Source organism: Curtobacterium poinsettiae (genome assembly GCF_047226435.1).
Taxonomy (GTDB): Bacteria; Actinomycetota; Actinomycetes; order Actinomycetales; family Microbacteriaceae; genus Curtobacterium; species Curtobacterium poinsettiae.
On sequence record NZ_CP178434.1, the window covers coordinates 1,812,462 to 1,837,525 of the forward strand.

General features: G+C 74.0%; 23 protein-coding genes and 1 pseudogene. 8 read left to right on the top strand and 16 right to left on the bottom strand.

Going from position 1 to position 25,064, the window contains the following annotated elements:
- Nucleotides 1-6 precede the first annotated feature (6 nt).
- Nucleotides 7-429 (top strand): SIP domain-containing protein, encoded by a 423-nt coding sequence (locus ACL00U_RS08635; RefSeq protein ID WP_017887393.1) that lies wholly within the window; start codon nucleotides 7-9, stop codon nucleotides 427-429.
- A 52-nt stretch (nucleotides 430-481) separates the two neighbouring features.
- On the top strand, nucleotides 482-982 hold the full coding sequence (locus ACL00U_RS08640) for a Dps family protein (RefSeq protein ID WP_056068605.1): 501 nt from the start codon (nucleotides 482-484) through the stop codon (nucleotides 980-982).
- A gap of 86 nt (nucleotides 983-1,068) precedes the next feature.
- On the opposite strand, the gene ACL00U_RS08645 is transcribed toward ACL00U_RS08640, so the two are convergent.
- The 7 genes and pseudogenes from ACL00U_RS08645 to ACL00U_RS08675 all read right to left on the bottom strand — a co-directional run bounded on the left by ACL00U_RS08645 (nucleotide 1,069) and on the right by ACL00U_RS08675 (nucleotide 7,777).
- On the bottom strand, nucleotides 1,069-1,731 hold the full coding sequence (locus ACL00U_RS08645) for a response regulator (RefSeq protein ID WP_042537158.1): 663 nt from the start codon (nucleotides 1,729-1,731) through the stop codon (nucleotides 1,069-1,071).
- On the bottom strand, nucleotides 1,728-2,999 hold the full coding sequence (locus ACL00U_RS08650; protein ID WP_412873292.1) for a sensor histidine kinase: 1,272 nt from the start codon (nucleotides 2,997-2,999) through the stop codon (nucleotides 1,728-1,730). Before ACL00U_RS08650 ends, ACL00U_RS08645 begins: the two co-directional genes overlap by 4 nt.
- Nucleotides 2,996-3,757, bottom strand: coding sequence for a DedA family protein (locus ACL00U_RS08655; RefSeq protein ID WP_194590909.1), 762 nt, complete (start codon nucleotides 3,755-3,757; stop codon nucleotides 2,996-2,998). Before ACL00U_RS08655 ends, ACL00U_RS08650 begins: the two co-directional genes overlap by 4 nt.
- A gap of 93 nt (nucleotides 3,758-3,850) precedes the next feature.
- Nucleotides 3,851-4,258 (bottom strand): hypothetical protein, encoded by a 408-nt coding sequence (locus ACL00U_RS08660; protein ID WP_412874079.1) that lies wholly within the window; start codon nucleotides 4,256-4,258, stop codon nucleotides 3,851-3,853.
- A gap of 104 nt (nucleotides 4,259-4,362) precedes the next feature.
- Nucleotides 4,363-4,734, bottom strand: a pseudogene (locus ACL00U_RS08665) (glycosyltransferase family 2 protein); the annotation flags it as partial.
- Entirely contained in the window at nucleotides 4,731-6,224 is a 1,494-nt protein-coding gene (gene rfaE2, locus ACL00U_RS08670; RefSeq protein ID WP_412873293.1) for a D-glycero-beta-D-manno-heptose 1-phosphate adenylyltransferase, read from the bottom strand. The pseudogene ACL00U_RS08665 and the gene rfaE2, both read right to left, overlap by 4 nt.
- Entirely contained in the window at nucleotides 6,221-7,777 is a 1,557-nt protein-coding gene (locus tag ACL00U_RS08675; protein WP_412873294.1) for an aldehyde dehydrogenase family protein, read from the bottom strand. The genes rfaE2 and ACL00U_RS08675 overlap by 4 nt, the downstream gene beginning before the upstream one ends.
- Nucleotides 7,778-7,910: 133 nt before the next feature.
- On the opposite strand from ACL00U_RS08675, the gene ACL00U_RS08680 reads away from it, so the two are divergent.
- Nucleotides 7,911-9,005 (top strand): glycosyltransferase family 9 protein, encoded by a 1,095-nt coding sequence (locus ACL00U_RS08680; RefSeq protein ID WP_412873295.1) that lies wholly within the window; start codon nucleotides 7,911-7,913, stop codon nucleotides 9,003-9,005.
- An 882-nt stretch (nucleotides 9,006-9,887) separates the two neighbouring features.
- On the opposite strand, the gene ACL00U_RS08685 is transcribed toward ACL00U_RS08680, so the two are convergent.
- The 7 genes from ACL00U_RS08685 to ACL00U_RS08715 form a co-directional block, all read right to left on the bottom strand.
- Nucleotides 9,888-10,592, bottom strand: coding sequence for an SDR family oxidoreductase (locus tag ACL00U_RS08685; RefSeq protein WP_056068617.1), 705 nt, complete (start codon nucleotides 10,590-10,592; stop codon nucleotides 9,888-9,890).
- A gap of 62 nt (nucleotides 10,593-10,654) precedes the next feature.
- Nucleotides 10,655-12,094 (bottom strand): PfkB family carbohydrate kinase, encoded by a 1,440-nt coding sequence (locus tag ACL00U_RS08690; protein WP_412873296.1) that lies wholly within the window; start codon nucleotides 12,092-12,094, stop codon nucleotides 10,655-10,657.
- Nucleotides 12,091-12,714, bottom strand: coding sequence for an SIS domain-containing protein (locus tag ACL00U_RS08695; RefSeq protein ID WP_412873297.1), 624 nt, complete (start codon nucleotides 12,712-12,714; stop codon nucleotides 12,091-12,093). The genes ACL00U_RS08690 and ACL00U_RS08695 overlap by 4 nt, the downstream gene beginning before the upstream one ends.
- The gene (locus ACL00U_RS08700; protein WP_412873298.1) at nucleotides 12,711-14,039 is read right to left on the bottom strand and encodes a glycosyltransferase; all 1,329 of its coding nucleotides are present in this window, start codon (nucleotides 14,037-14,039) and stop codon (nucleotides 12,711-12,713) included. The genes ACL00U_RS08695 and ACL00U_RS08700 overlap by 4 nt, the downstream gene beginning before the upstream one ends.
- Entirely contained in the window at nucleotides 14,036-15,037 is a 1,002-nt protein-coding gene (locus ACL00U_RS08705; RefSeq protein ID WP_412873299.1) for a glycosyltransferase, read from the bottom strand. Before ACL00U_RS08705 ends, ACL00U_RS08700 begins: the two co-directional genes overlap by 4 nt.
- 86 nt (nucleotides 15,038-15,123) lie before the next feature.
- The gene (locus ACL00U_RS08710) at nucleotides 15,124-16,203 is read right to left on the bottom strand and encodes a glycosyltransferase family 9 protein (protein ID WP_159556274.1); all 1,080 of its coding nucleotides are present in this window, start codon (nucleotides 16,201-16,203) and stop codon (nucleotides 15,124-15,126) included.
- Complete coding sequence (locus ACL00U_RS08715; protein WP_412873300.1) at nucleotides 16,200-16,757, bottom strand: D-glycero-alpha-D-manno-heptose-1,7-bisphosphate 7-phosphatase; 558 nt, start codon at nucleotides 16,755-16,757, stop codon at nucleotides 16,200-16,202. The genes ACL00U_RS08710 and ACL00U_RS08715 overlap by 4 nt, the downstream gene beginning before the upstream one ends.
- 100 nt (nucleotides 16,758-16,857) lie before the next feature.
- On the opposite strand from ACL00U_RS08715, the gene ACL00U_RS08720 reads away from it, so the two are divergent.
- The 3 genes from ACL00U_RS08720 to ACL00U_RS08730 all read left to right on the top strand — a co-directional run bounded on the left by ACL00U_RS08720 (nucleotide 16,858) and on the right by ACL00U_RS08730 (nucleotide 19,385).
- Nucleotides 16,858-17,841 carry a glycosyltransferase family 9 protein gene (locus tag ACL00U_RS08720; protein WP_259495755.1) on the top strand — a complete coding sequence of 328 codons (984 nt, stop codon included), beginning with the start codon at nucleotides 16,858-16,860 and terminating at the stop codon, nucleotides 17,839-17,841.
- A 50-nt stretch (nucleotides 17,842-17,891) separates the two neighbouring features.
- A complete protein-coding gene (locus ACL00U_RS08725) occupies nucleotides 17,892-18,248 on the top strand; it encodes a PRC-barrel domain-containing protein (RefSeq protein WP_042537177.1) in 357 nt (118 codons plus the stop codon).
- Between the two features lie 108 nt (nucleotides 18,249-18,356).
- Nucleotides 18,357-19,385 carry an SGNH/GDSL hydrolase family protein gene (locus ACL00U_RS08730; protein ID WP_412873301.1) on the top strand — a complete coding sequence of 343 codons (1,029 nt, stop codon included), beginning with the start codon at nucleotides 18,357-18,359 and terminating at the stop codon, nucleotides 19,383-19,385.
- Here the strand turns inward: ACL00U_RS08730 and ACL00U_RS08735 are convergent.
- Complete coding sequence (locus ACL00U_RS08735; RefSeq protein ID WP_412873302.1) at nucleotides 19,342-20,211, bottom strand: universal stress protein; 870 nt, start codon at nucleotides 20,209-20,211, stop codon at nucleotides 19,342-19,344. The two genes, ACL00U_RS08730 and ACL00U_RS08735, sit on opposite strands and share 44 nt — an antisense overlap.
- A gap of 177 nt (nucleotides 20,212-20,388) precedes the next feature.
- Between ACL00U_RS08735 and ACL00U_RS08740 the strand changes: the two genes are divergently transcribed.
- On the top strand, nucleotides 20,389-20,853 hold the full coding sequence (locus tag ACL00U_RS08740) for an NUDIX domain-containing protein (protein WP_017887374.1): 465 nt from the start codon (nucleotides 20,389-20,391) through the stop codon (nucleotides 20,851-20,853).
- A gap of 208 nt (nucleotides 20,854-21,061) precedes the next feature.
- Entirely contained in the window at nucleotides 21,062-23,137 is a 2,076-nt protein-coding gene (locus tag ACL00U_RS08745; protein WP_412873303.1) for a collagen binding domain-containing protein, read from the top strand.
- Between the two features lie 346 nt (nucleotides 23,138-23,483).
- Here ACL00U_RS08745 and ACL00U_RS08750 read toward each other — a convergent pair whose 3' ends face one another.
- The gene (locus ACL00U_RS08750) at nucleotides 23,484-24,845 is read right to left on the bottom strand and encodes an MFS transporter (protein ID WP_412873304.1); all 1,362 of its coding nucleotides are present in this window, start codon (nucleotides 24,843-24,845) and stop codon (nucleotides 23,484-23,486) included.
- Nucleotides 24,846-25,064: the final 219 nt, after the last annotated feature.

The following is a 25,064-nucleotide window of genomic DNA, read 5'->3' on the forward strand; positions in this document are numbered from 1 at the left end:
GGGCACATGGCACGGACCCGGCGACAGCCCAGCGAACGCATCCTCATCGCGGGCGGTGCCGAAGACCTGGTCGAGATCCACCGCCAGCTCGCGGAACTCCCCGAGAACGCGTACGGACAGGTCTTCGTCGAGGTCGCCCTCGCCGAGCAGATCCGCCTGCTGCCGGCCCCGCCGCGCGTCACCGTGACGTGGCTGGTCCGGAGCGCCCGCAGCTCGGCCGTCGCCCCGCTGGTCTTCGCCGACCACGGTGAAGCGCTGGCACACGCCCTGACCGGGTGGGCCGCCGAGTGGTGCGTGACGGACTGCGAGCCCCGCACCTCGGTCTGGATCGGGTGCGCCGACAGCCCGTGGATCGAGCGCGCACGGTCCATGGTGCAGCTCGAACTCACCGACGCCGGCCAGCAGGTCCAGGTCGAGTACGGCGGGTAAGGGCAGCCTGCTCTTCCTTGCGGTGTGCAAAAGACGGGGGCATGGTTGTCCCATGACCACGCAGAGCACGACCACCACGAGCACCACGTCCCCGTTCTCGACCACGCCGGAGCTCGCTGCCGGGGTCGCCCAGTTCCTCGCCCCCGTCGTCATCGACCTCGAGGCACTCGTCGTCAACGGCAAGCAGGCGCACTGGCACGTCCGTGGCCGCAACTTCGTCGGCGTGCACGAGCTCCTCGACGAGATCGTCGAGCACGCGCAGGACTACGCGGACAAGGCTGCGGAGCGCATCGTCGCCCTCGGCCTGCCGGTCGACTCGCGCATCGCGACCGTCGCAGCGAACACCACCCTGCCGCCGCTGTCGCAGGGCTTCCAGAACTCCGACGTCACCGTCACCGAGGTGATCGCCCAGATCGACGCGGCACTGCTGCAGGTCCGCCGTGCCGTCGACGGCCTCGACGAGGTCGACCTCAACAGCCAGGACGTCGCGATCGAGATCGAGCGCGCACTGACCAAGGACCGCTGGTTCCTGCAGGCGCACCTCGCCGCCTGAGTCGCGACCACAGCGCTGACGGGAGGCCCGGTGCCAGCTGGCACCGGGCCTCCCGTCCGTCTGCGGTCGCGTCCCGCGCCCGCACATCACGCCGACGGCGTGACCAACCCGCTCTCGTAGGCCAGCACGACGGCGTGCACCCGGTCCCGCAGCTGCAGCTTCGCCAGGACCCGACCGACGTGGGTCTTCACGGTCTGCTCGGCGATGAACAGCTCCGCCGCGATCTCGCCGTTCGACCGCCCCCGCGCCATCAGCAGGAACACGTCACGCTCACGGTCGGTCAGCACGTCGAGCACCTCGGTCCGGGGTGCCGCCGGCTGCGGACCGGCGACGAACGCCTCCACCAGGTGCCGGGTCACCCGCGGAGCGAGCAGGGAGTCGCCGGCCGCCACGGTCCGGACGGCCTGCACGAGCTCCTCGGCGCTGGCGTCCTTGAGCAGGAACCCGCTCGCCCCGGCACGGAGCGCGTCGAACACGTAGTCGTCGATGTCGAACGTCGTGAGCATCACCACGCGGACCGGCGACGCCGTGGGCGCCGCGGTGATCCGGCGGGTCGCCTCGATGCCGTCGAGTTCCGGCATCCGCACGTCCATCAGGATCACGTCGGGCCGCAGCACGGTCACCATCGCGACCGCTTCGGCGCCGTTCGCTGCCTCGCCGACGACGTCGACGTCGTCCTGGGCCTGGAGGATCGCCCGCAGTCCGACACGGAACATCTGCTGGTCGTCCACCACCATCACCCGCGTCATCGCGATCCTCCTTCGGCCGTCGGCTGCGACGTGGTCGCGGTGGGCTGGGCGGGCAGGCTGACCGCGACGTGGAAGCCGCCGTCCGGGTCCGGTCCGTGGTCGATGGTGCCGCCCAGCGCGGCGACCCGCTCGCGCATGCCCGCCAGACCGAAGCCGCCGTCGTCCGGCGGCGCACCGGCCACGCTGCCGGCCGGGGGTGCGGTGTTGGCGACCTCGACCGTGAGGGCCGACCCGTGCCTGTCGACCGTCACGACGGTTGCCGCACCGGGCGCGTGCCGGGCCACGTTGCCGAGCGCCTCCTGCACGACCCGGTACACGGTGAGCTGCGCGAGCCGCCCGACGTGGTCGATGTCGTCGTCGTCGGCGAGGCTGAGGTCGTCGCCGAGCAGGAGCTCGACGGGGATGCCGGCCGCGCGGGTGGCCTGCACCAGTGCCGGCAGGTCGGCGAGCCGCGGCTGCGGCGCACGCTCGGCGTCCGCGTCGCCGCGCAGGGTGCCGAGCAGCTGCCGCATCTCCCGCAGGGCCGTGCGCGACGTCTCGGCGATCGCCGCGAACTCCGCCCGGGCCGCCGGCGGCAGGTCGGCCAGGCGGTACGGGGCGGACTCGGCCTGCATGTGCACGACGGACATGCTGTGTGCGACGACGTCGTGCAGTTCACGGGCGATCCGGGAGCGCTCCTCGACCGTCCGGCGTCGCGCCTGCTCGAGCTCGGTGTCACGGCGGGCCGCTGCGAGTTCCTCGCGCACGGACCGGCGCTGTCCGATGACGACCGCCGCGGCGGCCAGGACGAGGGTGTCGCCGGCGCTCACCACGAAGCTCGTCGCCCAGACGTCGACCTGACCCCACCGGCCGGGCGTCACACCGATGAGCACCAGGGGGAGCAGCGTCGCCGCGACCCAGACCACGGCGGTCAGCCGCCAGGTGGTGCGGACGCCCAGCACCACGAGCAACAGGCTGAGTCCGATGATGCTCGTCACCGAGATCGGCCAGGGTCCGACGGACCCGTCCGCCGTCAGGACCCCGAGGCCGGCGAGGGCGGCGAGGTGCACGACCGACGCGGTCCGGGGGAAGAGGGGCGCGAGGCCGATGCTCGCCGACAGCACGGCGGTGACGAGCAGGGCGAGCGGCACCGGGACGCCGTCGTGCACGGCGGTGACCGGGGCCGCGACGGCGAACAGGGAGACCGCGACGAGCACGAACCCGATCCGGAGCGCCAGGGTGCCCCGGGTCGGTCCGTCGGGCCGGGGTGGATCGGGGACGATGGTCACGGGCGGGCGATCTCTCCGGTTCGGGCGAGGCGAGGTGCGGGGGAGGGGGACGACGACTGCACGGCCTTCGTGACGGCCTTCGTCGAAGCCATCGTGGCAGGCTTCGTCGCCGTCGGGGTGCTCGGGGTGCTCGGGGCTGCTGCTCGGGCTTCGGCACGTGCGTCGCGCCTGCGGCTGATGCTCCCGAGCAACCGGTCGACGACGACCCCGAGCCCGGCGGCGACCACCATCGACACCAGGGCCGCGACGATCGGTTCGTGCAGCACGCTCGATGCGGCCAGCGCGATCCCGATCGACACCGCCGACCACGCGAGCCCCGCGATCGCGCTGATCGCGAGGAACCGGCGGTAGGGCAGGCCGGTGGCACCGGCCGTCATGTTGACCGCGACCCGGCCGACCGGGATGAAACGACCGGTCAGGATGAGGCTGGCGGACCGGCGCTGCATCTGCCGTTCCGCGAAGGCGAACGCCGCCGCGATCCGTGGTCGCTTCGACCGGGCCAACCGGGCGAACCCGATCCGGCGGCCGATCCAGTACGCGATCGAGTCCCCCGCGATCGCACCGAGGGCGGCGGCGACGAGCACCACCGCGAGCACGGGCTGCCCCGACGTCGCAGCGATCGCGGCGACCGCGACCAGGGCGGACTCGCTCGGCACCGGCGGGAAGAAGCCGTCGAGCAGGCACAGGGCGAACAAGATGACGTAGACGAGCGGACTCGCGGCCAACTCGACGACGAGCGGGGTGATCTGGTCGAACACGGGGTGTTCCCTCCCGCCGACGGCGTTCGTCGACGAGGACGACGCTACGGAGCCGCGGCGCCGCTGCCATCCCGCTGCGGTCTCGACCACCCCCTACCGCGGTATGACTCCACCGTGGTCGAACAGCACGTCGGGCGCGTCCACCCGACGGTCGACGACGGTGGTCGGTGCCTCCAGGTGCACCGCGCCGGAGGGCAGGATGCCGGCGCCGCCGAACCGCTCCATCACCCGCCACTGGGCGACGACGTCCTCGCCGGCGTGCTCGGGCGGCAGGGCGTCCCAGAACCGGAAGCCGCCGACCTCCTCGAGTGCACGGCGGTCGTACAGGGCGCACGCGCCGACCCAGGCGACCCGGTAGGGCACCCACTCGCCGTGGTGCAGGTCGAGCTCCGCGGCGACGTGCGTCGGGTTCGCGGCGTTGTGGAGCGACCACCGGTCGAACCCCGGGGTCCCTCGGCGCACCACTTCGGGCACCACGGGGCCGTCCCACCGCTCGAACACGGCGGTCTCGTGCGGGCGACGGTCCTGCAGTACGACAGCCCCTGCACGGCGCTGCCGACGAACCCGCAACCCAGGGTCCGCAGCGCGTCGAGCATCCGCGCGACCGAGCCCGGTTCGAGCCAGACGTCGTCGTCGAGGAACAGCACCGCGGCTGCCTCGGCGTGGTCGAGCAGGAACTGCCGGTGCTCGGCCAGGCCACGCCGTTCCGGGTGGGTGAGGAGCGTGACGGGCCGGCCCTGGGCCTCCAGGACGCGGAGCATCGCGGCGACCGCCGGCGCGCTGGCGGCGTCCCCGTTTGCGGACTGGTCGCTCAGCACGACGCGCATGTCCACGTCGGTCTGGGCGGCGAGGCCGGCGAGCGTCGTGGCGAGCTCGGCCGGCCGGCCGACGGTCGGGATGAGCACGTCGACGTCGACCGTGCTCGTGTCCGCTGGATCGGGGGCCTTCGCCCAGGACCCGGACCAGCGGGCGGTCACGGTGCGGGGTCCGGTTCGGGCCGCGCGGCGGCTTCGCGGATCCGGCGCACCACGGCGCTGGTGGAGTGCTCGGGAACGTAGTCGACCATGACGACCTCGCCGCCGTAGCCGCGGACGACCTCGGTCTCGGACAGCATCTCGGGGGAGTAGTCGCCACCCTTGACGTAGACCTCGGGGCGCAGCCGTTCGATGAGCGGGATCGGGGTGTCCGTCGCGAACACCGTGACCAGGTCGACGCAGGCGAGTGCGGCGAGCACGCCGGCGCGGTCCTCGGCCGGGATGATCGGCCGCTCCGGGCCCTTCAAGCGGCGCACCGAGTCGTCGTCGTTCAGCGCGACGACGAGCAGGTCGCCCAGATCCCGGGCCTGCCGCAGGTAGGTGGTGTGGCCGCGGTGCACGACGTCGAAGCAACCGTTCGTGAAGACCACCCGACGCCCGGCCTGCCGTGCAGCCTCGACCGCGGTGGCGAGTTCGTCGTGGTCCACCACGGTCGCCGCCGGTGCGGTCACCGAGTCCAGCAGGGCGGCGGCGGTGCAGACCGATGTGCCGGCCTCGCGGACGACGACGTCGGCGGCGGCCTGCGCGACCGCCACGGCGTCGCGCAGGGGCGCCTGCACGGCGAGGGCGACCGTCGCGGCGGCGCAGAAGGTGTCTCCGGCGCCGGAGGCCTGCTGCTCCGAGGCGGGCGTCGCACGCGTGCGGAAGCCCTGGTCGGAGCCGGGCTCGAGCAGCACGGTACCGTCACGGTCGAGCGTCACCACGGCGGCGCGCGCACCGCTGCGGGCGAGCACGTCGGCGCGCGCGGCGACGACGGTGCCGACCCGGTCGGCACCGGTGCCGAGGTCCGTGCCGAGCAGCGCGGCCGTCTCGCCGGCGTTCGGTGTGACGAGGTCCGGGTGCAGTGCGGCCCACCGTGTCAGGTCGTGCGCGTCCACCACGACGGCACCGGGGCGGTCGCGGTCGAGCATCGGCACGACGTCCTCGGCGCGGACGCCCAGACCGTAGTCGCACACCACGGCGGCGTCGGCGCACCGGACGGCTCGGGCGACCGAGCGGGCGAGGCGTTCGCCGTGTTCGGCGGTCGGGGTCGCAGCCAGTTCGTCGACCCGGACCACGACGCGGTCACCGCCGACGACGCGCGACTTCGTCGTGGTGCGGGCGCCGGGGATCTCGACCAGGAACGACGTGTCGACGCCTGCTGCCTCGAGCCGCTGGCGCAGGACGTCGCCGGCCTCGTCGTCGCCGATGAGCCCGACCATGCGGACCCGGGCGCCGAGGGCGCGGGCGTTCACGGCGGTGTTCGCAGCACCACCGGGCACCGCGATGGTCTCGGTCACGCGGACGACGGGGGCCGGGGCCTCGCGCGAGACCCGCTCGGCCTCGCCGACGGTCCAGCGGTCCAGGATGCAGTCGCCGATGACGACGACCAGGGGTTCGCGGTCGTCGACGGTGGCGACGAGGTCGCGCACCAGGCGGACGTCGGCGGTCATCGGGTGCCTCCCACGGTGTCGGCGCTGCCGGCGGTGGCGCCGGCAGCGGCTGCGGGGCCGGTGGCACCTGCGGCGGCGCCGGTGTCGGCGGTGGTGCTGCTGGTGGCTGCGGTGTTGCCGGCTGCTGCGGTGCTGCCGGCTGCTGCGGTCGCCGGCTCGACGGTGCGCCGCGGCGGGGCTGCCTCCAGGTGCACGACCGTCGTGGTCGTCATCTCGTCGAGCAGGTGCGGGCCGTAGCCGAACCCGGCACCCGAGGCACCGCGGGGCTGGGCGCTGCCGCCCGGAGCACCACCGAACACCGCGTTCACCTTCACGGTGCCGACGGGCAGCTCGGCCGCGGCACGGAGCGCGTGCGCGGTGTCGTTCGTCAGGACGGTGGCGGCGAGCCCGTAGCGGTCGGTCGCGGCGAGCCGGAGCCCCTCCGCGAAGTCCGACACGATGCGCACCGGGGCGATCGGGCCGAAGGTCTCCTCGGTCAGCACGAGCATGTCGTCCGTGCAGCCGGTCAGGACGGTCGCCGGGTAGAACGAGCCGAGCCCGCCGGGCGTGACACCGCCCGTTCGTGCGGAGGCACCGCGGGCGATCGCGTCGTCCACGTGGGTCTGGACGAGCTCGCGCAGCCGGTCGTCCACGAGCGGCCCGAACTCGGCGGCGGGTGCTGCGGTGCGGCGCTCCGCCTCGGCGACGAGCGCTGCGACGAAGGGCTCGGCGACGTCCTGGTGCACGTACACCCGCTCGACGCTGGTGCAGATCTGGCCGGTGTTCGCGAAGGCGCCGAGGGCCACCTGTGCGGCGGCCCACTCCGGGTCGACGTCGGCGTCGACGATCACCGGGTCGTTGCCGCCGTTCTCACGGATGACGTGGGCGCGGGTGGTCGCGGCCACCTCGCTCAGGCGGTCACCGGTCGCGGTCGAGCCGACGTGCGCGTAGACGTCGATGCCCTCCTGCGCCAGGAGCAGCTCGCCGGTGGTCGCGTCGCCGTCGACACCGATGAGCACGCCGTCCGGCAGGACCTCGGCGAACAGGGCGTTCAGGCGGGCGAAGGTCGCCGGGCACCGCTCGCTGCCCTTGTGCACGACGGTGTTGCCGGTCACGATCGCCGCACCGAGCATCCCGCACGCCACGGCGACCGGGTCGTTCCACGGCGTCAGCGCGAGCACCACGCCGCGCGGGTGCGGCACCGACCAGTCGGCAGCACCGAACTGCCCGCGCAGCGCTTCGCCGCGGTGCACCGGCCCGAGCTCGGCGTACTGCACGAGCGTCCCGATGCCGGCCTCGACCCCGCCGATCGCGTCGCCGGGCACCTTGCCGGTCTCGCGGGTGTTCAGGTCCGCCAGCTCCTGCGCGTGGGCACGGAGGTGCTCGGCCGCAGCGTGCAGCAGGGCGCCACGCTCGGCCGGTGCCGTCCGGGCCCACGCGCCGGCAGCGGCTCGGGCGCGAGCGACGGCGTTGCGGACGTCGTCCTCGGTCGAGCGGCGCACGGTGGACGCGATCGACCCGTTGACGGGGTCGGTCACCACGAGGTCGTCGGCGGCGGGGGGTGCGATCGTCATGGGGTCCTTCCGGAGCGGGCGGGGCCTCACACGGTGCTCGGGCTCCGCTGTGTGCGGTCACGGCATCGCGCTTCTCGTCCATCCGGGGTCGCTGCTGGACGTCCGACCGGGTCCGACCGGTAGACGTGGAGCCGTGCAACAGATCGGTGTGGGCGGAGAACGGTTCGACGGTGTCGGCGAGATCGCGGTGCTCCGCGGCGGGGGACTGGGCGACCTGATGTTCGCCCTGCCGGCGGTCGAGGCCCTCGCCGCCGCCTACCCCGGGGCCCGGATCACGCTGCTCGGGGCACCGTCGGCGCGCCCGGTGCTCGAGGGACGCACCGACGCGGTCCACGCCTTCGAGGAGCTCCCCGTCGTGCCCGGTGTCCGGGACTCGGGCCGGGGAGCGCCGACCGAGCAGGACTTCTTCGACCGAATGCACGGGCGCTTCGACCTCGCGGTGCAGCTGCACGGCGGCGGTCGGAACTCGAACCCGTTCCTGCTCCGGCTCGGTGCGCGTCACACCGTGGGCACCGCCACCGAGGACGCACGGGTGCTGGAGCGCTGGGTCCGCTACGTGTACTACCAGCACGAGGTCGTCCGGGCGCTCGAGGTGGCCTCGCTCGCGGGCGCCGAGCCGGTCACCCTCGACCCGCGACTGCACGTTTCCGGAGCCGCACGGGCCGACGTTCGGCAGCGCCTCGGCGTCGGGAGCGGGGCACGACTCGTCGCGATCCACCCCGGCGCCACCGACCCACGTCGCCGCTGGAGCCCCTCGCGCTTCGCCGAGGTCGCCCGTGCCCGGCTCGCCGCCGGGGACGACGTGGTGCTCATGGGTGACGACTCGGACGTGCCGGCGTCGTCCGCCATCGTCGCGTCGCTGCCGCTGGAGCTTCGGGAGCGCGTCCACGACCGCACCGGGTCACTGCCGCTGCGGGAACTCCCCGACGTCCTGGCCGCCGCCGACGTCATGGTCGGCGACGACTCCGGTCCGCGCCACCTCGCCGTGGCCGTCGGCACGCCGACCGTCGGGGTGTTCTGGTTCGGCAACGTCATCAACGCCGGACCCTTCGACCGCGGTCGGCACCGGGTGCACCTGTCCTTCGTGACGCGGTGCCCGGTGTGCGGCATCGACGTCACGCAGGTCGGCTGGACCGCCGAGCGGTGCGAGCACGACCCGTCCTACGTCGACCAGGTCGAGCCCGAGGCCGTCCTCGCCGACGTGGAGGACCTGCTCCGCACGACCTGACGAGCCTCGCACCGTGCGAGCTTCGGTCCCGTGCGCACGCCGTCGCCCCGTGCGCGGTTGCCCGCTGCGTGCGGCGCTGGAAGCGCGCACCCAGCCGTCAACGCTGCACCAGGCGACGCACCGCGCACCGTGCACCGTGCACCGTGCACCGTGCACGGAACGCGACCGGACGCCGGACGGGAGGCCCGCTGCCAGCCCGCAACGCGCCTCCCGGCCGCACCGTGCGCACGCCGTCGCCCCGTGCGCGGTTGCCCGCTGCGTGCGGCGCTGCAAGCGCGCACCCAGCCGTCAACGCTGCACCAGGCGACGCACCGCGCACCGTGCACGGAACGCGACCGGACGCCGGACGGGAGGCCCGCTGCCAGCCCGCAACGCGCCTCCCGGCCGCACCGTGCGCACGCCGTCGCCCCGTGCGCGGTTCACCGCTGCGTGCGGCGCTGGAAGCGCGCACCCCGCCGTCAACGCTGCACCAGGCGACGCACCGCGCACGGTGCACGGAACGCGACCGGACGTCGGACGGGAGGCCGGCTGCCAGCCCGCAACGCGCCTCCCGGCCGCACCGTGCGCGCGCCGTCACCCCGTGCGCGGTTGCCCGCTGCGTGCGGCGCTGCAAGCGCGCACCCAGCCGTCAACGCTGCACCACGCGACGCACCGCGCACCGTGCACCGTGCACGGAACGCGACCGGACGCCGGACGGGAGGCCCGCTGCCAGCCCGCAACGCGCCTCCCGGCCGCACCGTGCGCGCGCCGTCACCCCGTGCGCGGTTGCCCGCTGCGTGCGGCGCTGCAAGCGCGCACCCAGCCGTCAACGCTGCACCAGGCGACGCACCGCGCACAGGACCCGGAACACAGAACCCGGCACCCGCGACCGTCGGCAAGCGGCTACGGCCAGCTCGGCTCCGTCGCCGGCATGATCGACAGCTCGCGGATCTCGCAGCCGGCCGGCTGCGACAGCGCGAAGACGATCGAGTTCGCGACGTACTCCGGCTCGATGAGCTGCGCGTCCGGACCGGGCTTGTACTGCTCGGTGCGGTCGGCGAAGAAGTTCGTGCGCATCCCGGCGGGGATGATGTTGGTGACGCCGATGCGACCGGCGGTCTCGGCGGCCAGCGCCTGCGAGAACCCGCGGACGCCGAACTTCGACGCCGAGTACGCGGTGCCGTCGCCGACGCCGCGCAGGGCGAGCGATGAGGAGATGGTGACGACGCGGCCGTGCGTGGCCTCGAGGGCGGGCAGGGCGGCGCGAACGGTCGAGGCGGTGCCGATCAGGTTGACGCCGACGATCTGCTCCCACTTGCCGGACGAGATCGCGTCGATCGGGGCGGGGGTGTCGATGCCCGCGGCGGTGACGACGGCGTCGAGGCCGCCGTGCCGCTCGGCGGCGTCACGGACCGCCTGCTCGACGGCGTCGGTGTCCGAGACGTCCACGGCGACGGCGTCGACGCCCTCGGGCACCGCGTCGATCCGCAGGTCGAGGACGATCGGGGTGCCGCCGGCCTCGGTGACGGCGGCCACGACGGCGGCGCCGAGTCCGGAGGCGCCGCCGGTGACGAGGACGCGGCCGATGGGGGTGGTGGGGACGGGCATGGATGTCCTTTGCGTAGTGGAGCGGGAAGTGGTCGAGCAGGTGCGGGAAGGCGAGCGGACGCTCAGCCGACGCGTTCGATCGCGGCGGCGAGTCGGGTGGTCGACCGGCCCGGGTGGAACGGCACGGTGACGACGCGGCCACCCCACTCGGCGAGGGTCGCCGTCTCGGGCAGTTCGCTCGCGGTGTAGTCGCCGCCCTTCGCCCAGACGTCCGGGCGGAAGCGGCGCAGTGCCTCGTCGGGGGTCGACTCGTCGAACACGACGACGGCGTCGACGCAGTCGAGCGCCAGGAGCAGCTCGACCCGGTCGTCCTGGGTCATGATCGGCCGGTCGGGGCCCTTCAGACCGCGGACCGACGAGTCCGAGTTGAGGCACACGACCAGGCAGTCGCCGAGTGCACGGGCGGCCGACAGGGTGCGGGCGTGCCCGGCGTGCAGCAGGTCGAAGCAGCCTCCGGTCGCGACGACGGTGCCACCGGCACTCCGGACGTCGTGCACCAGGCGCATCGCGTCCCGGTCGGCCCCGGGCACGGCGAGCGGCGCGGGGCCGTCATCGGCGAAGAGCGCGGTGACGCCACCGGCTGCCAGGTACTCGGACGCGGCGACCACACCGGCGGAGACCGCGTCGGGGACGTCCGCCCCCGAGGCCAGTGCGACGGCGACGCCCGCGGCGAGCCGGTCGCCGGCTCCGCAGGGGTCCCCGGCGCTGACGGACGGCGCGGGCACGAAGCGGCTGTCGCCCTGGGCGTCGGCGAGGAGCGCACCGCGGTCACCCATCGTCACGGCGACGGCACCGGCCTGCCACTGTTCGACGAGCCGGGCGGCGGCGACGGTCGCGAAGGGCACACCGTGTCCCTCGACGTCGGTGAAGCGTCGCGCCTCGGCCGCGTTGGGGGTGGCGACGGTGGTGCCGGGGACGGGGGCTGCGCCCTTGGGGTGCGGGTCCCAGACCACCGGTAGGTGCTCGGCCGCACGGGTGAGCGCATCGCGGAGGGCCGGCGCGGCGGCGACCCCGCGGCCGTAGTCGGCGACGACGATCGCGTCGACACCGTCGAGCGCGGCGGTCATCGTCTCGGTGGCCCCGGGGACGGGCGGGGTCGCGCAGCCCTCGTCGATGCGCACGAGGGCATGGTCGACGACGCGCACGCGGGTCTTCACGGGGGTGGGGACACCCGACGGCCCGGCGACGATCGTGACGTCGGGCAGCAGGTCGCGGATCTCCTGGGCACGACCGTCGTCGCTCAGGACGGTGACCAGGGTGACGTCGTGGCCGTCGCGGGCGAGCATCGTCGCGACGAGTCCTGCGCCACCGGCGCGGCGGTCGTCGGTGGCGACGTCCACGACGGGCACGGGCGCGTCCGGGCTCAGCCGCTCGCTCGTGCCGGACACGTCGACGTCGAGCAGGGTGTCCCCGACGACGGCGATGCGGAACCGCGGGGCGGCGGCACGGCCAGCGGCACCGCCGGCACCCCGACCGCCGACGGGTGGAGCGGCCCCGCTCATCGACGACCCCCGCGACGCAGCGCCGGCTCCATCGCCTTGCACAGCGCGTGCACCAGGACGAGCTGCGCCTCCTGCACGTTGGCGGACGGCCCCTCGATGCAGATCGCGTCGTCGACCAGGTCGGCGAGCGGGTTCGGCCCGGATCCGGTCAGTGCGAGTGACCGCGCGCCGACGGCCCGTGCGGCCTCGACGGCGCGGAGCAGGTTCGGGCTCTTGCCGCTCGTCGACAGCAGGACGAGGACGTCACCGGCCCGGGCGTGCGCTGACACCTGGCGTGCGAAGACCTGGTCGTAGCCGTAGTCGTTCCCGATCGCCGTCACGGCCGAGGTCTCGGCGTGCAGCGAGATGGCCGAGTACGCGGGCCGGTCGCCCTCGAACCGGCCGGTGAGCTCGGACGTCAGGTGCTGGGCCTCGGCAGCCGAGCCGCCGTTGCCCGCGGCGAGCAACCGTCGACCGGCGACGAGCCGCCCGGCGATGTCGTCCGCCCAGGCGGCGACGTGGTCCTTGTGGTCGACGAGGGAGGCGATCACGGGGACCGACGCCGCGACGTGGTCGACGACGACGCGTGCGCTGTCGGTGACCGCGCGGTCCTCGACCCCGGTCTGCTGGTCGATGGTCATCGTGCGGTCCTCTCCGTCGGCTGCGCGGCACGGGTGACCCGGCCGGCGTGGGTGGTGCGCGAGCGGGCGGCGGCGGGCCCGGTGGTACTGGCGGACGACGTCGCACCCGCGAGCAGCCGCTCGTAGACGCGCTCGCTGTCGGCCGCGACCTTCTGCCACGTGTAGCGGGACTCGGCGCGCTGCCGTCCGGCGCGGCCGTACCCCTCGCGGCGCTCGGGGTCGTCGAGCAGGGCACCGACGGCCTCGGCGACCGCGCGCTCGTCGCGCGGCGGCACGTGCAGACCGGTGGCGTCCTCGACGACGGTGTCGATGAGCCCACCGACACTCGACGCGACCACGGGGCGGCCGCAGGCCATCGCCTCGAGCGGCACGATGCCGAACGGCTCGTACCAGGGGGCGCAGACGACGACGTCGGCGCTCCGGTAGACGGGCGGCATGTCCTGCTGCCCGAGCTGCCCGCGGAACGTGACGTGGTCGCGCACGCCGAGTGACCGGGCGAGCGCGTCGAGGCGCTGGTACTCGGGGTCGTCCACCAGGTCGGCACCGGCGACACCGGCCCCGCCGACGACGACCAGTTCGACGTTACGGCCCTGTTCGACCAGCGCTGCGAGTGCGGCGATCGTCGTCCCGACGCCCTTCCGCTGCACGAGTCGTGACGCGGTGAGCACCCGGAGCGGACGGTCGCGCTCCTCGACGGGGCCGTCCGGACGGAAGAGCGACACGTCGACCCCGCACGGCACGACGGAGATGCGGTGCAGCGGGACGCCGAGGGTCTTGAGTTCGAACGCCTCGTCCGAGCAGGTGGCGACGACCTGGTCGACGCTGCGCCCGACGGCGGGTTCGACCCATTCGCGCTCGGTCGGGCTGGTGTCCGCGGCGCCCTGGTGCCGGCGCTTCACGACGCCCAGGGCGTGGAAGGTCTGCACCACCGGGATCCGCACCCCGCCGGTCCGCGCCTGCACCTGGGTCACCGCGTCGAGCGCGGCGTGGCCCGACATCCAGAAGTGCGCGTGCACCACGTCGGGACGGTCGAGGAACCACTCGGCGGCGAGCACCGACGCGAACGTCCCCATGAACGGGAACAGCTCGTCCTTCGGGACGGCTCGGGCGGGCCCGGCGTCGACGTGCACGACGTCCACGCCGGGACGCAGGGGCACGCGGACCGGCTGCGACGGGTCGTCGCGCCGCGTGTAGACGGTCACGTGTTGGCCGCGGTCGGCCAACGCAGCGGACAGTTCGGCGACGTGGACGTTCTGTCCACCGGCGTCGACCCCGCCGAGCACGGCGAGTGGACTCGCGTGCTCGGACACCATGGCGATCTTCATCCGAGGCTCCCTTCGAGCGCGGCTGCCGCCGCACGGTCCCGTCGCGCACCGCGCGCGACGGCGTCGTCGAGCAGGTCGTCCCAGTCGGCGAGGAACCGACCGAGCGCGTGCCGTGCGAGCACGGCCTCCCGCGCCACGAGTCCCCGTCGACGCGCTTCGTCCGGGTCCTCCAGCAGCAGCCTGGAGGCCCGCACCAGCTCCTCGACGTCGGTCGCGATCGCCCCGGCCTCACCAGGGACAGTGCGGGCCGCGTCCGTCGTCGCCAGCACCAGGACCGGCATGGCCATGTGCATCGACTCGATGAGCGACAGGCCGAGCGAGGTCCAGCGGTTCGGGTGCACGTAGGCCCGCCGTTCGGCCAGGGCCGCGTGCATGGGGTCGGCTTGGACGTCGCCCCGCGCGACCACACGGTCACCGAAGCCGAGCTCCAGCAGCCGTTCGGTGCCGATGCCCCAGACGTCGACCGGGGCGACCTCGGCGAAGCGGGGGAGCAGGTCGGTGCCGACGACACGGTTGCGCCGGACGGGTTCGTTGATGACGACGCCGAGCCGTTCGAGCGATCCGGTGTACAGCGGGCCGGGGTCGACGACGCCGTGCTCGACGACGGTGGTCCGGGTGGTGCCGCAGTCCCACATCAGGGCGTTCCAGTGCGTCACGTGCGCGATCGTCAGGTCGTCGCGGTCGCGCATCGGGTGCAGGCTGTCCGGCACGTCGGCCCGGGGCGCGTTGTGCTCCAAGAAGACAATCGGGACGTCGCGGCCACCGAGCAGGCGGCGGGCTTCCTCGAGCTCCTCGGTGCGCTGCAGGACGACCACGTCGACCTCTGCCTCGGCGACCTCGGCCGGGTCGATCTCGATCGCGGAGTCCGGCCAGGCGCGCCCGCCGCGGCCGAGTCCCCAGGCGTCGCGCGCCGGGGTGGTCGGGATGAGGTACTCGTGCTGGCCGCGGACGAAGGCGTCCATCCAGCCGCCGTGCACGTGCCACACGAGGATCCGCATGCGGGGCCTTCCGGTCGGGTCGAACAGGTCACTCCGGGCCGCTGCCGGAGCAGCAGCAGAAGGAGCAGGAGAAGCAGTGGCGCACGCTACGCAGCGCCTTCTGGGCCGCACCGCAGACTTCTCCGATCAGTCCGCGAAACGCGGTCGAGCAGCCGTTCGTGGGCCGCCAGGACGTCCTCGATGCGCACTCCGGACAGGCAGGGGTGGCCGGGGACGGGGCACTCCCGGGCACGGCTCAGACGGCACGGTGCGGCCTGGTCGCCGAGCAGTTCGACGAGCGGTGCGTACGGCGCCCACTTGACGGCGGGGACGACGGGCGAGAACAGGCTGACGATGGGCGCCCCGACGGCGGCGGCGAGGTGTGCCGGGCCGGTGTTCCCGACCACGACGACCTCGGCTCCGGCCAGCACGGCGGCGAGTTCGGCCGGCGTGGTGCGTCCGCCGAGGTCGATGCCGGTGTCGCCCGCCACGGCTGCGGTGAGCGTGCGTTCGCCGGGGGAGCCGGTGACGAGGACGGGCACGCCGCGCTCGGCGTAGGCGGCGACGAGCGCACGGTGGTGCGACTCCGGCCACGACCGTGCCGGGACGCTGGCTCCGGGGTGGACGACCACGTAGCGGTCGAGGCCGGCCACGGGCGGGGGCAGGACGGCGTCGTGGCGCACCGCGAGCCTCCCGTCGTCGTCCGGCGGCAGCCGGAACCCGGCCGCCTGGGCGATCCGCAGCGCGCGCTCGGGTTCGGGGAGGTCCTCGGGCAGGTCCTCGCCGGGGCGCAGCCGCACGTCGAGCAGGGACCCGGGGTGGTCGACCGAGGCCCCGGAGACCCGGGGGACCCCGGCCAGGCGCAGGAGCAGCGCGAGGGGCAGGGGCGACTGGTGGAAGGACGTCAGGACGACGGCCTCGTCGGGCTGTTCCTCGGCGATCAACGCGCGGAACCCGGCGAGCAGGGTGTCGTCGATCGGGCGTGCGGTCTCGGTCACCCACGGCGCCGCCCACACCCGCACCCGGTCGATGCCGGGCAGCAGGTCGGCGGCCGGGGCACCCTGCGGTCCGCACAGCATCGTCACGTGCGCGGCCCCGGCGGCGACCGCGCGGACCGCGGGCCCGGCGACCAGGACGTCGCCGAACGAGTCGAGCCGGGCGACGAGGACGCGTCGAGCGGCGCTCACGCCCGGTCCGCCACGCTGCCGACGTGTTCGAGCACCAGGGTGACGGCCTCGTCCAGGTCGGCGGCGACGGTCTCGGCGGCGTCCACTTCCTGGCGGCGGGTGCGCGGGGTGGGCACGAGGATGCCCTGCGCACCGGCGTTCCGGCCGGCCTGCACGTCGGCACCGATGTCGCCGACGACGACGATCGACTCCGGCGGGATGCCGAGCCGGTCGGCGGCGTCGAGGACCATCCCGGGCCGGGGCTTCCGGCAGGCGCAGTCGTCGCCGGCGTCGTGCGGGCAGACGCACCAGACGTCGAACGGGCCGACGAGCTCGTCGACCCGGGCGTTGGTGGCGTCGACCTGCTCGCGGGTGGCCATGCCCTTGGCGATCACCGACTGGTTCGTGACGACCCCGAGCAGCATCCCGGCGGCGCGTGCCCGTTCGACGGCGCGGCGGGCTCCGGGGACGGGGACGACCAGGTGCGGGTCGGCGTTGTACGGGACGTCCACCACGAGGGTGTCGTCGCGGTCGAGGAGCAGGCCGCGGATGACGCGGTCCGGTGCGAGGGGCATGCTCCGTGACTACCGGTCGACGGCCGGGCACCGCCCCAGGAAGCGCCACGGAGCGCGGTCCCGGCAGGCCCGTCAGCGTGGCGGGTCTACCGTCACGGCGGTGACCGCCCTCGAACGCCTGCCCGACTCCGACGGACGCCCGGAACTGCTCGTCCTCCGTGCCATCAAGCTCGGCGACCTGCTCGTCGCCGTCCCCGCACTGCACGCGCTCCGCCGGGCCTTCCCCGACCACCGCATCACCCTGGCCACCACGGCGTGGCTGGCGCCGGTCGTCGAACTCGTCCCGGCGGTGGACGTGCACCTGGCCCAGCACGGTCTCGACCACCCGATCGGGGTGCCGCACGGAGCCGTCGACGTCGCCGTCAACCTGCACGGCGCCGGCCCGGAGTCCTCGGACCTCGTCGCCGCGCTCGGCCCGCGCCGGGTGATCGGACACGCCGACCGCACCCACGACTACGAGGGCCCGGAGTGGCCCGACGGCGTGCACGAGCGCGACCGCTGGGCGGACCTGCTCACGTGGCACGGCATCCCCGCGGACGCGACCGAGGTGCACATCGACCGCCCCGCCGCGCCCCCGGTGGTCGCCGGCGCGGCCGTCGTGCACGTGGGGGCCTTCCACGGTGCGCGGCACTGGCCGACCGACCGCTTCGCCGACGTGGTGCGCGGGCTCCGGGCGCGCGGTGCCGACGTGGTCCTGACGGGAGGCTCGGACGACGTCGTGCGCGCCCGTGCCGTCGCCGACGCGGCCGGCCTGGCGCCGGAGGCGGTCCTGGCCGGCACGCTGGACCTGCAGGCGTTCGCCGCGGTGATCGCCGCGGCGCGGCTCGTCGTCACGGTCGACACCGGTGCTGCGCACCTGGCGACCGCGTACGGGGTGCCCTCGGTGGTGCTGTTCGGACCGGCACCGCCCGAGGCGTGGGGTCCGCCGGCAACCGGCCCGCACATCGTGCTCACCGACGCATCGGTGCGCCGCGGCGACGTCTTCGCCGAGGACCCGGACCCGGCCATCCTCGCCGTCACCGCGGACGACGTGCTCGGCGCAGTCGACCGGCTCCGGGTGACCGCTCAGGCGACCGAGCGGTAGCGTCGACCGAGAGCCACCCGGACCTGCCGGTTGCTCGGAGGGAGTCCTTCGTGTTCGAAGCCGCGAACATCCGTGACTGGATCGGTCTGCCCGTCGTCGACGAGGCCGACGACAAGGTCGGCACGCTCGAGAGCATCTACTACGACACCGCCACGTCCGAGCCGGCGTTCGGAGCACTCACGACCGGCATGGTCGGGTTCCACAAGCTCGTCTTCGTCCCGCTGTTCGGCGCGACCGTCGCCCCGAAGCACCTGCGCGTGACGTTCCCGAAGAAGCTCGTCAAGGACGCACCGTCGATCCCGACCGACGGGGAGCTCGACGCCGCCACCGAGCCGGTGCTGTTCCAGCACTACGGGCTGGAGTACCGCACCGGCAGCGGTGGCGAACGCCGACTCGGACGCCGCTGACACCGTCCCGCGCCACCGCCCGACCCGACCGACCGATCCGCCGCACCCGCCCGGAGGCCGCAACTGCTCCGCACCGCCCGTACGACGCTGCTCGCCGCCCTGGCAGCGGTGGCCGTCGTCGGGCTGGTGGTGGCGGGGGTCGCAGCTCCGGGCTCGGTGCAGCCCGCCTCGGCTGCCCCGATGTGGCCCGTCCCGCAGCCCTACCCGGTGCCGGACGACCCCGCCGAATCGCTTGCCGACCTGCCGCCCGGCAGCGAGTACGTCGCGCTCGGTGACTCCTACTCCGCCGGGTACGGGCTCGGCGATCGCACCCGGCTGCCCACGAGCGCGTGCGTGCAGTCGGCCCGCGACTACCCGCACCGGCTCGCGGCACGGTTCGGCCTCGACCTGACCGACGTCACGTGCGCCGGCGCCACGAGCGAGGACGTCACGACCGGGCACCAGTTCAACGGCGTCCCACCGCAGATCGAGTCACTGTCGTCGCGCACCCGGCTCGTGACCCTGACGATCGGCGGCAACGACGCCGACCTGTTCGGCACCGCCGCGTCGTGCCTGGCGATCTCGGCCGACGGCCCGGTGTTCTCCGGACGTGACGCGCCGTCGTGCGAGAGCACGCTCGTGCAGGACGGTGAGGACCAACTCAGCGCCAAGATCCAGTCCCGGGTCGCGCTCGGGATCGCCGACACCCTGGCAGCAGTGAAACGGGCAGCACCGAACGCCGTCGTGGTGTTCCTCGGGTACCCGGCGATCTTCCCGGACACCGAGCACACCCCGGCGAAGGGCTGCTTCCGCTCGGCGCTCGACCTCGGCACCCTCGCCGGGTCCTTCCCGTCGGACACCTTCCCCTTCACCGACGACGACGTCGCGTACCTGCACGGCGTGCAGGAGGAGCTCGACACCGTTTCCGCTTCCGCCGCGGACGCCGCCGGAGTCCGGTTCGTCGACGTCCTCGACCGCACCGAGGCCCACTCGGCCTGCGCCCCGCGGGACGAGCGCTACGTCGCCGGTGTCAGCCTGACCGGCTCGAGCGACCTGCGACGCATCGACCTGCGGGCCGGCGCCCTGCACCCGAACGGCCGTGGAGTCGCGTACCTCACCGACCAGATGGCCGACGCGATCCGGGAACTCGTCGGCTGACCCCTTCCGGCACCGCGCTGTCCGGGTGCGCGGCCGGCGGGACGACGCAGACCGGTGCGGCCGTCTCACGCACCACGTCGTGCAGCAGTGCGCCGGACAGCACCCGCACGTGCCCCCGTCCGAGCACCACGAGCGACGCCCGCCGGGTGCGCGATGCGATGGCGTGCCCCGGGTGTCCCTCGACGAGCAGCGGCCGGATCCGCACCGCCGGGAACCGCGCGGTCAGGTCCTCGGTGACCCGCTGCAGCAGTTCGGCGTTCCGGGCGCGCCACCGCAGGGGGTCCTCAGCGAAGTCTGTGAGCCCGGTCCTGGTCAGCACGGGCATCTCCCACGCCCGCAGCAGCGTCAGTCGGCGGTGCAGCCGGACGGCCTCGCCGACGGCGATCGAGACGGCGCGTTCGTCGATCGGTTCCTCGACGGCCAGCACCACGTCGCCGTCGATCGGGTGCGGCCCCTCGGGGACGATCACCGTCGGCACGGCGGCCCGGACCGCCACGCGTGCCGGGTCGCCACCGGCGGTCGAACCCCGCCGGCTCCGGAACGTGCCGATGACCAGGAGGTCGCCCCCGTCCGACTCCTCGACCAGGGCGGTGGCGAACGGCCCCGCGTGCCGGTGCACCTCGACGGTGACCCCGGGCAGGGCGGCGCGGGCGGCCTCGGCCAGACGGTCGGCGACCGGTCGAGGTCCCTCGATCGCCGGGTCCGCACCGATGATCCGGATCCGCTCGATGCCGTTGCCCGCACGCGACGCGATCCACCGCAGGGCCTCGTCGTGCGGCATCGCGGCGTCCGCGGCCAGCGTCACCGTCGTCCATCGTTCGTCCATCCCGATCGGCCTCCTCCATCGCAGGTCCTCCGGGGGCGTCACACGGCGCTCCGTGCGCCACACGGTACTCCCGGCGCGGGCCGGGGAAACCGGCGGTGGGCCCGGCCACGCCGGGTGGTGCGCGGCGCGGCGGCGGTGACCCGGGCCTCCCGGCAGGTCCTTGCGTAGTCTCGGGCCGTGGTCGTGAGCGCCGGACTGTTGCTGCACCGGACCGGTCCGTCCGGGCCCGAGGTCTTCCTCGCCCACATGGGTGGGCCGTTCTGGCGGAACCGGCCGCGTGCCTGGTCGATCCCGAAGGGCCTGGTCGAGGTCAGTGAGCAGCCCGACGTGACCGCGTTGCGCGAGTTCGCCGAGGAGATCGGCGTGCCCGCACCGGTGGGCGCCGCAGACCTGACCGACCTGGGGGAGTTCCGGCAGGCATCCGGCAAGCGCGTGCGCGTCTTCGCGGCCGCGGCGTCGGGGTTCTCGGTCGACACCGTGCGGAGCAACACCGTGCGGCTCGAACTGCCGCGCGGGTCGGGGCGGTTCGTCGAGGTGCCCGAGGTGGACGACGCGCGGTGGGTCGGTGTCGACCAGGCGCGGGAGCTCGTGGTGGCCGGGCAGGTGCCGGCGCTCGACGCCCTCGTGGAGCTCGGTTCCTGACGCGCCGCTCGTGTTCGTCGAGGGGTCACGAACCGTCGTCCGGCGGGCCTCCAGCCGACACTTCTCGGCCACTCGACGATCGGCGCGCGGCATGTCGTGACCACTCGGCGGGACCTTCTTGCTTGTGTCGTGCCCCGGACACGAGCCGCGCCCGCTGGATAGTCTGAGGGGGTGTCGGGTTCTCCGGCGCCACAGCGGGGGAGCACACATGCGGCGCTGGCGCGCGGTCACGGCAGGGCTGACGGCCCTCGCACTCGGAACAGGACTCGCGATCGGCGGCGCGACCAGTGCGTCGGCGGAGCCGGTCGGCAACTGGGGGACCTTCACCCTCAGCGGAGCGAGCCGGGCCTACACCGGCACGATGACGCTCGCCGGGTTCCCCGAGACGACCTTCACGTCGGACTCCCGGCAGTCGACCGTCGTCAGCGGGGCATCGACCTGGCAGTCAGCGTCGACCCCGTCGGGCGCGGTCTACGGGACGAGCCGCGGCACGACCTACATGAACCAGCGGCCGAACGTCGACTCGCCCACGACCGGGGCATCGACGACCACCTACACGTTCGCCGAGCCGACGCCGGGTGCCCAGAGCTGGTCGTTCGTGCTCGGCGACGTCGACGCCGATCGGGCGACCATCTCGGCCACCGTCTCCGGGGGTGGCGCCGCGACCGCGGAGCAGCTCGGCTACGTGAGCTCCTACAACTCGTGCTCGGCCGCCGTCGCCGGAGGGCCGTCGTGCACCGCCGACCCCGACGGCACGACCGGCCAGGACCGGCCCACCTGGGACCCGGCCACCCGGACCCTGAGGGGCAACACCGGCGCGGTCGACACCGCCGGTGCCACGACCTGGTTCACGCCGACCGTGTCACTCACCAGCCGGACGATCACGTACCAGCAGCGCAGCGGGTTCCCCGTGTACCAGACCTGGTTCGCCAACCGCACCGCCGCGATCACCGGCACGGCGACCCTCGACGGCGCCCCCATCCCCGGGGCGATCGTCCGCGTCACCGCTCCGCGCGGCACCGTCTCCACGACGACCACCGACCCCGACGGCACCTACGCGTTCCCGCAGCTGCCGGTCATCGCGAACTACCGCGTCGAGATCACCCCGCCGGACGGCGCCGAGGGCCCGGACCAGCCGACCAGGGTCTCCCTCGCCCAGGCAGGCTCGCCGGGCGGCGTGGACCAGCAGGCCGACTTCGCGTTCACGTCGCCGGAGGACACCGTGTCGGTCATCGGCACCGTGGTCGACGAGGACGGCCGACCGGTCTCGAACCTCGAGGTCGTCATCACCGACCCGGACTCCGGGGACGTCCTCGTCGACACCACGACGAACAGCGACGGCGTCTACATCGGCTCGGACCTGCCGGCGGACACCGACCTCGACGTGTCCGTCGCCGACGAGCCGCCCGTGACCATCACGACCGGCGACGTCGACGCGGCACCGGCAGTCCCCGACGAGATCGATGTGCCGGCCGCCGTCGTCGCGACGGTAGCGGGTGCGGTCTCGCTCGACGGTGCATCCGTGCCCGCCGGCGCGGTGGTCGAGCTCGTCGACGGCACGGGCGCCGTGGTCGCATCGACGGAGACCGATGCCGACGGTCGCTACGTCTTCGCCACCGCAGCGGGCACGTACACCGTCCGGACCGAACGTCCCGAGCCGGGGGCGACCGGGGCGACGTCGAACACCGGTGTGACGGCCGTCGCCGGCGAGCGTGCTTCGTCCGACCTGCCGTTCGCCGCCGCAGCAACCGCAGCCGAGGTCACGACCGACCAGCCCGGCACGGTCGTCGACACGAACGGCGAGCCCGTTCCGGACGTCGAGGTCGTCGCGGCTCCGACGGACACGCAGTCCGGCGATCCCGTGTCGGTCGTCACGGACGACGACGGTGCGTTCGACCTGACCGGCCTGGAGCCCACGACCGAGTACGTCGTCTCGGTCGACGTCGAGGGGGCCGAGGCGGCGACCGTCGTCACCCCGGAGTCCGGGGCCGCGACGCCGCTGGCGTTCGTCGTGCGGGCCGCGGTGGGTCCGGCTCCCGCTCCGTCGCCGTCACCGTCGCCGAGTGGCGCTCCTTCAGCGGCTCCGACCGGCCCCGCTGCCGGATCGGGCTCGGCACCGGTGTCGGGCCAGGGCGACGCGGGGGACGGTGGACCGTTGGCGTACACGGGGGCGGACCTCGGTCCGGGACTCATCGCCGCCGGGGTGCTGGTGCTGCTCGGTGCGGCGCTGCTGGTCTACCGCGCGGTGCGCAACCGCCGCCGCACGGACCACCTGCTGGACTGACCGAGCGGCGGGCGCAGTGGCGGTGGCGGTGGCGGTGGCCGCACAACACGCCGCCGGCGTCCACCGAGTGGTCGCAAACCGTCGCCCGCCGACCCGCAAGACGACAGTTCAAGCACCCCCGACGCCCCACCAACGGCATGTCGTGACCACTCGGCGCCAGGCCTTCCGCCGTCGCAGCGGTCGCACAACACGCCGCCGGCGTCCACCGAGTGGTCGCAAACCGTCGCCCGCCGAGCCTCCAGCCGACACTTCTCGACCACTCGACGATCGGCGCGCGGCATGTCGTGACCACTCGGCGGGCCGACACGCCGCTCGGGCGCCGACCGCCCGCCGCCCGCGCCAGCCCCTAACGCGTCCGCTGCCGCTGCACCGACCCGGTGACGACGCCGATCGATCCCGTGACCGTCTGGATCGCCCGCCCGACGACCGGCACCGACGTGGTGACGACCGCGAGCGACGACGTGATGGCCTCGATGGACGAGGTCGACAGGTGCTCCTGCGCGTGCGAGTGCACCGGGAACCCACGCCGAGCCAGCACGACGACCCCGAGCGCCCCGACCAGCACCGCGGCGCCGGCGAACGGCAGGTACTGCAGCCCGACGATCCCGAGCGCCTGCCCGCCGAACGCCGCACCACCGGCGATGCCGATGTTGGACGCGCCGTTGACCAGTGCGCCGGCGATGTCGGGGGAGACGCCTCCGGCGCGGATCGCCGCGGCCATGAAGAGCGTGCCCGTGGTGCCGTTCGCGGCCATCCAGACGCCCGCGACGACCATCGTCCCGATCAGGGAGCCGTGCACGAACGGCATCGTCGCGAAGGCCACGGCCATCACGGCGACCGAGGCGATCAGGGTCTGCCGGGGCGCACGGTCCACGAACATGCCGGCGAGCCAGAGCCCGACGACACCGGTGCCACCGAGCACGAGCAGCGCCCCGCTCACCATGCCGGCATCGAGCCCGGCGTCGATCGCGTACGGCCCGATGTAGGTGTAGACGACGTAGTGCCCGGCGAAGAGCAGCATGTCGGCGATCACGACGGACAGCAGCCCGGTGCGTGCCCAGGCCTTCGGCGATCCGATGTGCGGCGACGAGGCACCGCGGACGGCGGGCAGGAACAGCAGGGCGACGATCGCGAGTGCCGCTGCGGCGACCCCGACGGAGAACACGGCCTGGCGCCAGCCGATGTGCTGCGCGACCCAGGTCGCGAGGGGCACGCCGAGCACGAACCCGAGCGAGCTACCGGAGTACACGAACGCGATCGCGCGGCCGGCCAGCCGCGGCGGCACGATCCGGGTGGCGTACGCCGAGGCGACCGAGAAGAACAGCGCGTGCGCGATGCCGCCGACGACGCGTCCGGCGCACACCACGGCGAAGGACGGGGCGAGCGCGACCATCAGGTTCGACACGGTGTAGCCGACGAGCGTGGCGACGAGCACGGTCTTGCGCGGCAGCTTCGCGGTGAACGCGGTGAGCGGCAGCGCGAGGATCGCGACGGCGGCGGCGTACACGGTGATGACGATGCCCATGGTGGCCTCGCTGACGCCGAGGTCGGCGCTCATCGTGCCGAGCAGCCCGACGGGCATGAGCTCGGTGGTGATGGCGAAGAACGTGGCCAGTCCGAGGACGGCGATGCCGACGATCGACTGGCTGGTGACGGTGATCGGCCGCGTGTGGGTCGACACGGCCGAGGTGGTGGTGTTGGTGGACACGCTGCTGACCTCCTCCGAGGCACGGTGGAGCGCGCGACGGTGCCGATCGTTCTGACGGCGGTGACCTGGAGGGTCTGCGGGGCGCGCTCGCTGGCGGATGTGGATGATGTGGGTACGACTCCACGACGAGTGCGCTCACCCAGTGTTGCACGATGGAACGTCTCTCGCGAGGGCATCCAGCACATTTGTCGGAGCGCTCCAACGAAACACTCAGCTCCC